Annotated in this window: 13 protein-coding genes; 3 read left to right on the forward strand and 10 right to left on the reverse strand. The window is 68.9% G+C overall.

What is annotated here, in order from left to right; translation table 11 throughout:
• Positions 1–15: 15 nt before the first annotated feature.
• The 3 genes from OG936_RS06430 to OG936_RS06440 all read right to left on the reverse strand — a co-directional run bounded on the left by OG936_RS06430 (position 16) and on the right by OG936_RS06440 (position 2557).
• A complete protein-coding gene (locus OG936_RS06430; protein WP_266745381.1) occupies positions 16–945 on the reverse strand; it encodes an SPFH domain-containing protein in 930 nt (309 codons plus the stop codon).
• 152 nt (positions 946–1097) lie between these two features.
• A complete protein-coding gene (locus OG936_RS06435) occupies positions 1098–1526 on the reverse strand; it encodes an NfeD family protein (RefSeq protein WP_406493142.1) in 429 nt (142 codons plus the stop codon).
• Positions 1527–1759: 233 nt separating this feature from the next.
• Positions 1760–2557, reverse strand: coding sequence for an ABC transporter ATP-binding protein (locus tag OG936_RS06440; protein ID WP_266745383.1), 798 nt, complete (start codon positions 2555–2557; stop codon positions 1760–1762).
• A gap of 143 nt (positions 2558–2700) precedes the next feature.
• Between OG936_RS06440 and OG936_RS06445 the strand changes: the two genes are divergently transcribed.
• Positions 2701–3480, forward strand: coding sequence for a hypothetical protein (locus OG936_RS06445; protein WP_406493144.1), 780 nt, complete (start codon positions 2701–2703; stop codon positions 3478–3480).
• A gap of 180 nt (positions 3481–3660) precedes the next feature.
• Here the strand turns inward: OG936_RS06445 and OG936_RS06450 are convergent, their stop codons facing one another.
• The 3 genes from OG936_RS06450 to OG936_RS06460 all read right to left on the reverse strand — a co-directional run bounded on the left by OG936_RS06450 (position 3661) and on the right by OG936_RS06460 (position 5837).
• Entirely contained in the window at positions 3661–3909 is a 249-nt protein-coding gene (locus tag OG936_RS06450) for a chaplin family protein (RefSeq protein WP_383762478.1), read from the reverse strand.
• A 145-nt stretch (positions 3910–4054) separates the two neighbouring features.
• Positions 4055–4699: a response regulator gene (locus OG936_RS06455; protein ID WP_406493146.1), complete on the reverse strand. Its 645-nt coding sequence runs from the start codon at positions 4697–4699 to the stop codon at positions 4055–4057.
• The gene (locus tag OG936_RS06460) at positions 4692–5837 is read right to left on the reverse strand and encodes a GAF domain-containing sensor histidine kinase (RefSeq protein ID WP_406493147.1); all 1146 of its coding nucleotides are present in this window, start codon (positions 5835–5837) and stop codon (positions 4692–4694) included. Before OG936_RS06460 ends, OG936_RS06455 begins: the two co-directional genes overlap by 8 nt.
• Before the next feature lie 551 nt (positions 5838–6388).
• Between OG936_RS06460 and OG936_RS06465 the strand changes: the two genes are divergently transcribed.
• The gene (locus OG936_RS06465) at positions 6389–7129 is read left to right on the forward strand and encodes a transglycosylase SLT domain-containing protein (RefSeq protein WP_406493148.1); all 741 of its coding nucleotides are present in this window, start codon (positions 6389–6391) and stop codon (positions 7127–7129) included.
• Positions 7130–7240: 111 nt separating this feature from the next.
• On the opposite strand, the gene OG936_RS06470 is transcribed toward OG936_RS06465, so the two are convergent.
• Positions 7241–9835 (reverse strand): FHA domain-containing protein, encoded by a 2595-nt coding sequence (locus tag OG936_RS06470; protein WP_406493150.1) that lies wholly within the window; start codon positions 9833–9835, stop codon positions 7241–7243.
• Positions 9836–10279: 444 nt separating this feature from the next.
• Here OG936_RS06470 and serB point away from each other — a divergent pair, with 444 nt between their 5' ends.
• On the forward strand, positions 10280–11536 hold the full coding sequence (serB, locus tag OG936_RS06475; protein WP_406493152.1) for a phosphoserine phosphatase SerB: 1257 nt from the start codon (positions 10280–10282) through the stop codon (positions 11534–11536).
• A 149-nt stretch (positions 11537–11685) separates the two neighbouring features.
• Here the strand turns inward: serB and OG936_RS06480 are convergent, their stop codons facing one another.
• The 3 genes from OG936_RS06480 to OG936_RS06490 form a co-directional block, all read right to left on the reverse strand.
• Complete coding sequence (locus tag OG936_RS06480; RefSeq protein WP_406493154.1) at positions 11686–12204, reverse strand: SixA phosphatase family protein; 519 nt, start codon at positions 12202–12204, stop codon at positions 11686–11688.
• 74 nt (positions 12205–12278) lie between these two features.
• On the reverse strand, positions 12279–12485 hold the full coding sequence (locus OG936_RS06485) for a hypothetical protein (RefSeq protein ID WP_383762462.1): 207 nt from the start codon (positions 12483–12485) through the stop codon (positions 12279–12281).
• A 191-nt stretch (positions 12486–12676) separates the two neighbouring features.
• Complete coding sequence (locus OG936_RS06490) at positions 12677–12796, reverse strand: SGM_5486 family transporter-associated protein (protein ID WP_406493156.1); 120 nt, start codon at positions 12794–12796, stop codon at positions 12677–12679.
• Positions 12797–12799 lie beyond the last annotated feature (3 nt).

Here is a 12799-nt window from a genome sequence, read left to right on the forward strand (position 1 = left end):
GAGGGCGTGTACGCGTCAGTCGACCGGGGGCTGTTCCCTGCGTTCCTTGCCGGTGTCGAATCCGGGGACACCGTTGCCGAGGTTGCCGAAGGCTCCGCTGAGGCCCTTGAGTGCGTCGCCGATCTCGCTGGGCACGATCCAGAGCTTGTTGGCGTCGCCCTCGGCGATCTTCGGGAGCATCTGGAGGTACTGGTACGAAAGGAGCTTCTGGTCCGGGTCGCCGGCGTGGATGGACTCGAAGACCGTACGGATGGCCTGTGCCTCGCCCTCGGCGCGCAGGGCCGAGGCCTTGGCCTCACCTTCGGCGCGCAGGATCGCGGACTGCTTCTCGCCCTCCGCCGTGAGGATCGCGGACTGCCGGGTTCCTTCGGCCTGGAGGATCGCGGCGCGCTTGTCGCGATCGGCGCGCATCTGCTTCTCCATCGAGTCCTGGATGGAGGTGGGCGGTTCGATCGCCTTGAGCTCGACGCGGTTGACGCGGATGCCCCACTTGCCGGTCGCCTCGTCGAGAACTCCGCGGAGGGCGGCGTTGATCTCCTCGCGGGAGGTCAGGGTGCGCTCCAGGTCCATGCCACCGATGATGTTGCGGAGGGTGGTGACGGTGAGCTGCTCGATCGCCTGGATGTAGCTGGCGACTTCGTAGGTCGCGGCCCTCGCGTCGGTCACCTGGTAATAGATGACCGTGTCGATGTTGACGACCAGGTTGTCCTGGGTGATCACCGGCTGGGGCGGGAAGGGCACGACCTGTTCACGGAGGTCGATGCGGTTCCTGATCGAGTCGATGAATGGAACGACGATGTTCAGGCCTGCGTTGAGCGTGCGGGTGTAGCGGCCGAAGCGCTCCACGATGGCGGCGCTGGCCTGCGGAATGACCTGGATCGTCTTGATCAGGGCGATGAAGACGAGCACCACCAGAATGATCAGGACGATGATGATCGGTTGCATCGTGTTCCTCGTTGCCCTTCGGTTGCCGACGGATCGCGATGATCGAGGTCGAAATCGTGTGAGGGGCCGTATGTCTGTGCCTGGACGGTCCCGATCTCATGATCATCGACATCGAGTCTGACAGAACGTGCTCTGTCGTGTGGGTGGTTCGGTCACATGACGACTGCTGTGGCACCGTCGATCTCGACGACATCGACCTGTTGGCCCGGATCGAAGCTCTGGTCCCCGTCGAGCGCGCGGGCGGACCAGATCTCTCCGGCCAGCTTGATCCGGCCGCCACTGCCGTCGACCCGTTCCAGGACGACTGCCTGACGGCCTTTCAGCGCATCGATGCCGGTGGCCAGTTGGGGCCGGTCGGCACGGTGTCTGGCGGCGATCGGCCGGACCACGGCGATGAGCGCCACGGAGACCACGACGAATGCCAGTACTTGGGCCACGATGCCGCCGCCGAGTGCCGCGACGACCGCCGCGGCGACCGCTCCGACGGCGAACATGCCGAACTCGGGCATCGCGGTCAGGACGAGCGGGATGCCCAGTCCCACCGCGCCGATCAGCCACCACACCCATGCGTCGATGTCCACGTGGTCATGGTAGGACCGCGGGTGCCTTCGCGGACAGGGCGCAAGCGGACGTCGCGCCGGACAGGTTCCAGCCGGAGGGGTTCCGGACCGGACCGGGGTGGCCGGGGGGTTCGGTCGGAGACGTTCCGGTCGGAGGGGTTTCGTTCTGTTCTGTTCTGCGGGCCGGTTCCGTTTTACCGAGCCGGTTCCGTTTTACCGGGCCGGATCCGTTTCAGGAGAGCGGGAGTCCGTGTTCAGGAGAGCGGGAGTCCGTGGGCCGTGTAGCGGTCGCCGGTGTGCTCGACGATCAGCGGCAGGCCGAAGCAGAGGGAGAGGTTGCGGGAGCTGAGCTCGGTCTCCATGGGGCCCGCGGCGAGCACCTTGCCCTGGCGGATCATCAGGACGTGGGTGAAGCCGGGGGCGATCTCCTCGACGTGGTGGGTGACCATGATCATGGAGGGGGCGTACGGGTCGCGGGCCAGTCGGCCGAGGCGGCGGACCAGGTCCTCGCGGCCCCCGAGGTCGAGTCCCGCGGCGGGCTCGTCGAGGAGCAGCAGCTCCGGGTCGGTCATCATGGCGCGGGCGATGAGGGTGCGCTTGCGCTCGCCCTCGGAAAGGGTGCCGAACTTGCGGTCGAGGTACTCGGTCATGCCGAGGCGGTCGAGGAAGGCGCGGGCGCGCTCTTCATCCACGGCCTCGTAGTTCTCGTGCCAGGTGGCGGTCATGCCGTAGGCGGCGGTGAGCACCGTCTGCAGAACGGTCTGGCGCCTGGGCAGCTTCTCCGCCATGGCAACGCCCGCGATGCCGATGCGGGGGCGGAGATCGAAGACATCGGTGCCGACGCCTCCGAGTTGCTCGCCGAGGATCTTGGCGGTGCCGGTGCTCGGGAAGAGGTAGCTGGACGCGATGTTGAGGAGGGTGGTCTTGCCGGCGCCGTTCGGGCCGAGGATGACCCAGCGCTCCCCCTCCTTGACCTGCCAGGAGACGTCATCCACCAGAGCGCGTCCGTCGCGGACCACGGATACGTCCACCAGCTCCAGTACATCGCTCATGGCGCGTTGTCTCCCCATGCAGTGTCGAGATCGTCGCGTGCCTGTGGGCACAGCTCCCAGGGAAATCTACGCCACCGCAGGAGTGCATCAGGCGCTGGGCCCGCGTGAGGACAGGCCCCTGCTCCGTTCCCTAGGCTGGTGCCATGCTTTCGGAACCACGCTCAGGACTGCTGGCCGCTTGGGGAAACGCGCTTCTGGCAGGGCTCGTATCGCCGGACGACGCGGCGCTCGCCATTGTCGGGGAGGACGCGGTGCACCGCGTGGAGGGAGTGCCGGGCGAGGCGGTGCCGGTCGGGCTCACGCTGGCGCTCGGGCGGTTGCGGGCACTGGGGGTGACCGGATTCCGGGTCGCGCTGCCGGCCCCCGGGCATCCGCTGGGGCTGAGCGGTCCGCCGGACTTCAATGCGCGAGCGCTGGAGGCCGAGGAGGCGGTGACCGCGTTCGGTGCGCCGTACGGGCTGGTTCCCGAGGTCCATGAGGCGGGGCCTGCTGGGGATCTGCACGTCGAGGTGGTGTGGCACTGTCTGCTCGTGCGGGAGGCTCCGCCGGCCGATGTGCCGTCGCTGGGTGAGGCGGAGCGGGAGCTCGCCGAGGCGTTGCGGGATGCGACGGCGGTGCTGTCGCGGTTGGATGTGGCGGGCTCCGGGCCGGTCGCGGAGGCGGCGGTGGACGCGTACCGGGCGCGGGCGGAGCGGGGGCGCGAGGTACTGGCGCCGGGGTATCCGCCGCGGGCGGTGCGGGTGCTGGAGCTGGCGCAGCGGGTCGGGCTGCTGGTCTCGGTGGCGTACGAGAACGGGCACGGCGGGGCGGTGAGCGCGTCGGAGATCGCGGCTCGGGGGGAGGCGCTGAGGCCGGTGGAGCGGGTGGCTCGGCGGGCGCAGGTTGCCGCGTACAACGCGTATGTGGAGGAGCGGGAGCGGTAGGCCTCGGGCGGCCGGCAGGGGTGGTTGTGGTTGGCGTCCCGGGGCGCTGGCTCTGCCCTCAATCGCCGGACGGGCTTGTGAGTGCCGGGTGTGGGCTTGAGGGTGCCGGGGTGGGCGGTGGGTGTGGGGGTCGCCGGACGGGCTCGATGTGCCCGTCCGGCGACACAGGGCCGTGGTCGGTCAGCCGTTCAGGCCGACGTTGCCGAAGGCCGGGTTGAGCAGGCCGATCACGTTGACGGTGTTGCCGACCACGTTCACCGGGACGTGCACCGGGACCTGGACGACGTTGCCGCTGACCACGCCCGGGGAGTGAGTCGCGGCACCGTGGGCGCCGGCGCCGTGGCCGGTGGCGGAAGCCGCGCCGGCACCGGCGGCGATGATTCCGCCGGCGATCACGGTGACGGCAGCGGCCTTCTTCAGGTTCTTCACTTCAGGATCCTCCTAGCGTGGCTGCGGCCAGCCGCCGCAGCACCCTGGAGAACGCCTCGGGGTCGAACAGGTTGCGCCGTCCGGGTGACATCCACCCGACAGTATGAATCTCAGTCCGGAGTGAGACGGTCCGATCCGGTGCCGGTCAGCCCGCCGCCCCGTGCCTGACGGCCCAGAGGGCCGCCTGGGTCCGGTCCGAGAGATCCAGCTTCATCAGAATGTTCGAGACGTGCGTCTTGACGGTCTTCTCGGAGAGGACCAGGGCTCGCGCGATCTCGCGGTTGGAGCGGCCGTCAGCGATGAGGCCCAGTACTTCCCGCTCCCGTTCGGTGAGGGTGCTCCCCCGGCCCGTACCGCTGCCCGCGTCGTCCTGGGCGAGCAGGGCTCCCGCGACCTCCGGCTGGAGCAGGACGTGGCCCGCGTGCACCGAGCGGATGGCGCCGGCCAGGGCGTCCGGGTCGACGTCCTTGTATACGTACCCGGAAGCTCCGGCCCGTAGCGCGGGGACCACGGTGCGCTGCTCGGTGAAGCTGGTGACGATGAGGACCTTGGCCGGGTTCTCCAGCTCGCGGAGCTTGCGCAGGGCCTCGATCCCGTCCGTGCCGGGCATCTTGATGTCCATCAGGACGACGTCGGGACGGAGCTCTTCGGTCCTGGCCACCCCTTCCGCGCCGTCGGACGCCTCACCGACCACTTCTATGTCGTCCTGCACCTCCAGGAACGTACGCAGACCGCGGCGGACCACCTGGTGGTCGTCGACCAGCAGCACCCTGATGATCTTGTCAGCCACCGGGTACCTCCATCTCGATCGTGGTGCCCTTGCCGGGCGCCGATTCAACGGTGAGCCTTCCGCCGACCCCGCTCGCGCGGTCGCGCATCGACACCAGGCCCAGGTGGCGGCCCGCCTGCCGGGTCGCCGCGGGTTCGAAACCGCTGCCGTCGTCGGTGATCCGCAGCAGTGTGCCGCCGCCGTGCCGGGCCAGTGTGACGCCGACGTGCTCGGCGCCCGAGTGGCGCAGCGCGTTGTGCAGGGCCTCCTGGGAGACCCGGAGCAGCGCCTCTTCCTGGGCGGCCGGCAGGGCCCGTACGCCCAGGCTCTCGAAGGTGACCCGGGCCGAGTGGGCACGGTCCAGGACCTGGATCTGGGTGCGGAGGGTGGCGATGAGGCCGTCCTCATCGAGCGCGGCCGGGCGCAGTTCGATGACGGCGGCGCGCAGCTCCTCCACGGCTTCCGCGGCGAGCACGGCGACCTGATGGAGCTCGCCCTTGGCGCGGGCCGGGTCGCGGTCGATCAGAGCGGTGGCGGCCTGGGCCGTCAGCCGCAACGAGAACAGCTTCTGGCTGACCGCGTCGTGCAGCTCATGGGCGAGCCGGGAGCGCTCCTCGGCGATGGTGAGCTCCCGGCTGCGCTCGTACAGCCGGGCGTTGGTGAGGGCGATCGCCGCATGCTGGGCGAGGATCGACAGCAGTTCCTCGTCCTCGGCGGTGAAACCGCAGCTGCCCTCGGGTTTGGGGCAGCGCTTGTTGGCGAGGAAGAGCGCGCCGATGATCTCGTCGCCGTCCCGGATGGGCAGACCGAGGAAATCGGACATGTCGGGGTGGGCGGCGGGCCAGCCCTCGAAGCGGGGGTCCTTGCGGACGTCGGCGAGGCGCTCGGGCCTCGCCTCGTGGAGCATCGCGGCGAGGATGCCGTGCTGCCGAGGCAGAGGGCCGATGGCCTTCCACTGCTCGTCGCTGACGCCGTCGACGACGAACTGGGCGAAGCCGCCGTGATCGTCGGGCACGCCCAGGGCGGCGTACTCGGCGTCCAGCAGTTCGCGGGCCGAGGCGACGATCGTCTTCAGGACGTCGCGCACTTCGAGATGCCGGCTCATGGCGAGCAGCGCGGCACTCACCGCTGCGAGGCCCGACGGTGGGCGATGGCTCATGGCCTCACCATACCGGCGGGGGTACGGACGCCGTATCGGCCTGTGGACGGCCGCCGATTAGGGCGCAGGGACTAGGTCCGGCCGAGGCGGGTCCGGCCGAGGTCGGGTACGGCGGGGTTCGGCCCGGCCCGGTACGGGGTTCTGCCGAGGTCCCGTACGGGGTACATCGCGGTCCTGTACGGAGGGCCGGGGCCGGTCGGGCCAGGGGGGAAGGGTGTCCATCCGACCTCCGAGACCCGGAGCCTCACACTCCGAATTGCTTGAGCAACCGTTGGTGAGCTTGTTACCCGGTCAATGTGAGGCCGGGCATAGGACCCACGTCACTTACGAAGCCTGCTAGTGGATACCTAAGCGCCACATCAACGAGCATGAGCGCGAGCTGCCCTGTTCGAGCGGAGTCCTGATCCACTACCCGGGATCGTACGTCACACCTTTGCCACGTCATTTTGCTGACGCTAAGAATTGCTCTCGTCCCCGACGGAGATGCGAACACCTCGCCTCCCGTCTTCGTCCTCCGTGAGGACTTCCGCGATTCGAAGAGGTACGTCTGCATGTCCGAGTCCAGCATCCCCGGCCGTCGCCGTCGCCTGAACAAGACCCAGAAGCTCTCCGCCGCGGCTATCTCCGCCGTCGCCGCCGCCTCGCTCTCGTTCTCGCTCGTCCCCGCCAATGCCGAAGGCAAGCCCAAGGCCCAGACCCCCGAGGCCGCCGCCCCCGTGGTTCTCACCTCGGTCGCCGGTACTCCGCAGGCCAAGGCACTGCAGGCCAGCCTCATCGGGCAGCACACGACCGCCGAGAAGCTGGTGAAGGCCGCCGACCTCGCGCGGGCCAAGCAGGCCGCCGCGGTCGAGGCGAAGGCGAAGGCCGCCGCGAAGGTCAAGGCCGCCGCCGCTGCCAAGGCCGAGGCGGTCGCCGAGAAGCGCACCGGCACGCAGGCTGCCAGCCGTTCCGAGGTCCGTACCCCGGTCTACGCCAACAACCTGGACGGCTGGATCCGGGAGGCCCTGGACATCATGAAGTCGCGCGGCATCCCCGGCTCGTACAACGGTCTGCACCGCAACATCATGCGGGAGTCCAGCGGCAACCCGAATGCGATCAACGGCTGGGACATCAACGCGCGGAACGGCGTTCCGTCCATCGGCCTGCTGCAGATCATCAAGCCGACGTTCGACGCGTACCACGTCCCCGGCACGGCCTTCAGCCAGTACGACCCGGTCGCCAACCTCACCGCCGCAGCCAACTACGCCGCCGACCGGTACGGCTCGATCGACAACGTCAACAGCGCGTACTGATCGCATCCGGACGTCCTCGGACGGCCTGAGGAGCCGCGTACGCATACGCCGGAGGGCGGCACCCCGCGTGGGGTGCCGCCCTCCGGCGTATGCGTACGCGGGTGTCCGCGTCTACTTGCGCATGACCTCCGGCTCGTGGCGGCGCAGCAGTCGCGCGACGACGACGCCGCAGATGATGCCGAGCAGCAGGAGCACCGAGATGTTCATGCCCCACTGACCGGCCGAGTGCTCCCACAGCGGGTCCAGGTCGGTCGGGTTCTTCGGGTCCCACGGCGCCATGAGGTGCGACAGGTCGAGTGTCGTGCCCGCGCCGGCGATGGCCCAGCGGGACGGCATCAGCCAGGCGAACTGCTCCAGGCCGGGCGACCCGTAGACCTGGAAGAGGATGCCGGTGAAGACGACCTGGACGATCGCGAACATGACCAGCAGCGGCATGGTCTTCTCGGCGGTCTTCACCAGCGAGGAGATCACCAGGCCGAACATCATCGAGGTGAAGCCGAGCGCGATGATCGTCACGCAGAGCTCGACGGCCGGCGGCATGATCAGGCCCTCTGCGGGCAGCTCGCGGGTGGCAAAGCCGATACCGCAGATGATGACGCCCTGGATGGCCGTGATCACACCGAGGACGATCACCTTCGACATCAGATAGGCGGAGCGGGAGAGACCGGTGGCCCGTTCCCGTTCGTAGATGACGCGTTCCTTGATCAGTTCTCGTACGGAGTTGGCCGCTCCGGAGAAGCACATACCGACCGCGAGGATCAGCATGATCGTTCCGGCGGCTCCGTTGAACCGGGACGGCGCCTTCGGCGGGGCCAGGCCGAAGCTGGCGGGGATGACCACGCTGACGACGCCGAGCACGGCGGGCAGGATCACCATCAGGCCCATGAAGCCCTTGTCGGACGCGATCACCGAGACGTAGCGGCGCATCAGCGTCCACAGCTGGGCCGTCCAGCTCTGCGGTTTCGGCGGGCGCAGCTGCTGCTGCGGCGTGTGTACGGACTGTACGGCGACGGCGTCGATGTCCGCGGCGTACATCTGGTAGTGCTGCGAACCGCGCCAACGGCCCGCCCAGTCGTAGTCGCGGTAATTCTCGAACGCGGAGAAGACGTCGGCCCAGGTGGTGTAGCCGAAGAAGTTGAGCGCTTCCTCCGGCGGGCCGAAGTAGGCGACGGAACCGCCCGGCGCCATGACGAGCAGCTTGTCGCAGATCGCCAGCTCGGCCACGGAGTGGGTGACGACGAGGACCGTACGGCCGTCGTCGGCCAGGCCGCGCAGCAGCTGCATGACATCGCGGTCCATGCCCGGGTCGAGGCCGGAGGTCGGCTCGTCCAGGAAGATCAGCGACGGCTTCGTGAGCAGCTCCAGGGCCACGGAGACACGCTTGCGCTGGCCACCGGAGAGCGAGGTGACCTTCTTGTCCTTGTGGATGTCGAGCTTGAGCTCGGCGAGGACCTCGAGGATCCGGGCCTCGCGCTCGGCCCCTGTGGTGTCCGCGGGAAAGCGGAGCTTGGCCGCGTACTTGAGGGCCTTGGTGACGGTGAGTTCCTTGTGCAGGATGTCGTCCTGCGGGACCAGACCGATGCGCTGACGCAGCTCGGCGAACTGCTTGTACAGGTTCCGGTTGTCGTAGAGGACGTCTCCCTGGTTGGCGGGCCGGTAACCGGTGAGCGCCTTGAGCAGAGTGGACTTGCCGGAGCCGGACGGGCCGATGACCGCGATGAGCGACTTCTCCGGGACGCCGAAGGAGACGTCCTTGAGGATCTGCTTCCCGCCGTCGACCGTCACTGTGAGGTGGCGGGCGGAGAAGGAGACCTCACCGGTGTCGACGAACTCTTCCAGCCGGTCCCCGACCAGGCGGAAGGTCGAGTGACCGACGCCGACGATGTCGTTCGGGCCGATGAGCGCGGAGCCGGACTTGGGGAGCGGCTGACCGTTGACGTAGGTGCCGTTGTGGGATCCGAGGTCACGGATCTCGAAGCGGCCGTCGGGCGTCGCGTGGAATTCGGCGTGATGGCGCGAGACCTGGAGGTCGGAGACGACCAGTTCGTTCTCGAGCGCACGACCGATGCGCATGACGCGGCCGAGGTCCAGCTGGTGGAACGTCGTGGGGTTGCGGTCGCCGTACACCGACGAGGCCCCCGCGGCACCGCCGGGCCCGCCCGAGCCGGGTGTACCGAGTGATTTCGCCGGGCCCTGCTGGTGCGGGACCTGGGGCTGCTGGGGCTGCGCGGGCTGCTGCGGCTGGGCCTGGGGGGTCTGCTGCCAGCCCTGCTGCGGCGGCTGCTGTTGCTGCGGAACGGGGGCGGCCTGCTGGCCGGGCCAGCCCGCGCCACCCTGCTGGGGCTGCTGGGCGGGGGCCTGCTGCGCACCCGCGCCCTGCCCGCTGTACACATCGGCGCCCGCGGCGGCGCTGGCGCTCAGCCGCGGTCCGTCAGTGGCGTTGCCGAGGTGTACGGCGGAGCCGGGCCCTATTTCAAGCTGATGGATTCGCCGGCCCTGCACATAGGTGCCATTGGTGCTTCCGTGGTCCTCGATGAACCAACTGTGGCCCCCCCAGCTGATCGTGGCGTGCCGCCACGACACCCTGGCGTCGTCGACCGTCAGGTCGCCCTGCGGATCACGCCCCAGGGTGTACGACCTGGACGGATCGAGCGTCCAGGTCCTGCCATTCAATTCCAGTACGAGTTCCGGCACTCCGCGCCCCACTAGTTGTCCCCCGAGTTACCCCCATCGCAGGGAGTCTAGGGATGCTGAACATCGTGGGGAACTATTCCAGGAGCAGTCCCCGATACGAAAGTCGGGCCAGGTGAAGACCCTGCCGAGGCCTGTGGTGTTGTGCCGTCCGTCAGGATGGATCGGCACGGAGACCGGCAGCCTCGCATGACTGCGTACGACCCGTGAGCGAACGGGCCGAGCCACGGTGATTCCGTCCGCTCGGAAAATCGCCCGGTCCGGATCCGCCCGGAAGATCCGCCCCGGTCCGGATCCGCTCGGGTCCGTCCGTGGTCGCCGGGCGCACCCGAGCGCGTGCGGTCCGTCGTCGCACCGTGTTGCGTGCCGGTGGCGTGCGGGGACGGGGCGGCGACGCGCTGTCCGGTCCTCGGGACGGGCCGCCGAGGCCATGGAGCGGACCGATACGGTGGGAGCACCATGAGCGCATCTCAGCCACCTCAGTCTTCCCCGTCCCCTGAACCCCCTGAGTCCCGTCAGGGCACGGACACCCCCACCCTTCTCGTGAAGATCTTCGGGAAGGACCGCCCCGGGATCACCGCCGGGCTCTTCGACACCCTCGCCGCCTACTCGGTCGATGTCGTCGACATCGAGCAGGTCGTCACCCGTGGCCGCATCGTCCTGTGCGCACTGGTCACCGCCCCGACCGCGGGCGACACCACCGAGGGCGACCTGCGGGCGACCGTGCACAGCTGGGCCGACTCACTGAAGCTGCAGGCCGAGATCATCTCCGGTACGGGTGACAACCGCCCGCGTGGCTCCGGACGTTCCCATGTGACGGTGCTCGGGCACCCGCTGACCGCCGAGTCGACCGCCGCCATAGCGGCCACGATCACCTCCACCGGCGGGAACATCGACCGCATCTTCCGGCTCGCGAAGTACCCGGTCACCGCAGTCGAGTTCGCGGTTTCCGGCACCGGGACCGAGGAACTGCGGACGGCGCTGGCGACGGAGTCCGCCGGGATCGGCGTCGACATCGCGGTCGTGTCGGCCGGACTGAGCCGGCGGGCGCAACGGCTGGTCGTCATGGACGTCGACTCGACGCTCATCCAGGACGAGGTCATCGAGCTGTTCGCCGCCCATGCCGGCTGCGAGGACAAGGTCGCCGAGGTGACCGAGCAGGCGATGCGCGGCGAGCTCGACTTCGAGCAGTCGCTGCACGCGCGGGTGGCGCTGCTGGCGGGGCTCGACGTATCGGTGGTGGACAAGGTGCGCGCCGAGGTGCGGCTGACCCCGGGGGCCCGCACGCTGATCCGTACGCTGAAGCGGCTCGGCTACCAAGTGGGTGTGGTTTCGGGCGGGTTCACCCAGGTCACCGATGATCTGAAGGAACGGCTCGGGCTCGACTTCGCCTCTGCCAACACCCTGGAAGTGGTCGACGGAAAGCTCACCGGACGGGTCGTCGGCGACATCGTCGACCGGGCCGGCAAGGCCCGGCTGCTGCGCAGTTTCGCCGAGCAGGCCGGGGTGCCGCTGGCGCAGACCGTCGCGATCGGCGATGGCGCGAACGACCTCGACATGCTGAACACCGCCGGGCTCGGGGTGGCGTTCAACGCCAAGCCGGTGGTCCGCGAGGCGGCGCACACCGCGGTGAACGTGCCGTTCCTGGACACCGTGCTGTACCTGCTCGGTATCACCCGCGAGGAGGTCGAGGCCGCAGACGGCCTCGTCGACTGACGCGTACCCGCTTACTCGCATACCCACGTATGAGCAGGGCCCCGGTGGTTTCCGCGCATGATGCGCGCACCGGGGCCCTGTTCGTACGACGACGGGAGCTGCGCGACGGCGGGGACCCGTACGACGGCCAAAACCGTACGACGGCGGGATCAGTCGTTGGGGGTCCAGTACTCGACCAGCTTGCCCACTCCGTGCTCCACGCCCTTCCAGGAGCCGGAGAATTCCACGACGGCGAAGGCGGCGGTCGGGAAGCCGCCGCGGTTCATCCGGGCCAGGGCGTCGCCCTCGGCCGATTCCGAGAGGGCGTCGGCGACCGCGTGCATCCCGGGGTTGTGGCCGATGACGAGAAGGTCGTGCACATCATCGGGGGTCTCGTTGATCACGGCGATCAGTTCGCCGGGAGACGCCTCGTACAATCGCTCCTCGTACACGGTCCTGGGACGGTGCGGCATCTCGTGCACGGCCAGCTTCCACGTCTCGCGCGTCCTGGCCGCGGTCGAGCAGAGGGCCAGATCGAGGACGATCCCGGAGTCGACGAGTTTGCGGCCTGCGACGGGGGCGTCCTTGCGGCCGCGCTCCGCGAGCGGCCGCTCATGGTCGGAGTCCTGCGACCATTCCGCCTTGGCATGCCTGAGAAGGACGATCCTGCGAGGTGTATCGACGCTCATACACCTCAGCTTCGCACGAAATGTGCCGCCCGGCGCAGGGTGTTGAAGGGCTTCCACGGGCTGCGCGGAAGCCGTCAGCCGGTGATCAGGGCCACGATTCGCTCAAGCAACCGGCCGAGCGCGGGATCGACCGTCGCCGCGTGTGCGTCGCCGGATCCCACGATCATCAGCAGGAGCGCGGCGAACGCGATCGCGGGCAGCGCGATGGCCCACCACGGCAGCCGGACCTCGACGCTGCCCGTGGCCGGGTGGGTGGTCCGGGTATGCGTACGGGTCGGCATGTCCGCCTCCGAGAGTCATCGGTTCCGATACCCAGAACCTACGGACTCGGGGGTGCCGGTCCCATCCGGTGACCCACCCACTTCCCCCTGACCCTGTCCCCCTAGGGGACGGTGGTGCCAGCCCCACCACTGGCCGTCGTCGGCCACGCAATTCAGGGGGTTCAGGCAGGTTCAGATGGATTCAGCCGGATTCAGGGGGATGCGATCGAGGCGATCACCGCGATGATCACGGTGACCAGCAGCATCGCCCCGAGCACGAGGAGAAACTTCTTCTGACCGTTCTGGGGATTCGGATCGAGCACAGGAGACATGGG

The sequence above is a fragment of the Streptomyces sp. NBC_00846 genome, assembly GCF_045207325.1.
Taxonomy (GTDB): Bacteria; Actinomycetota; Actinomycetes; order Streptomycetales; family Streptomycetaceae; genus Streptomyces.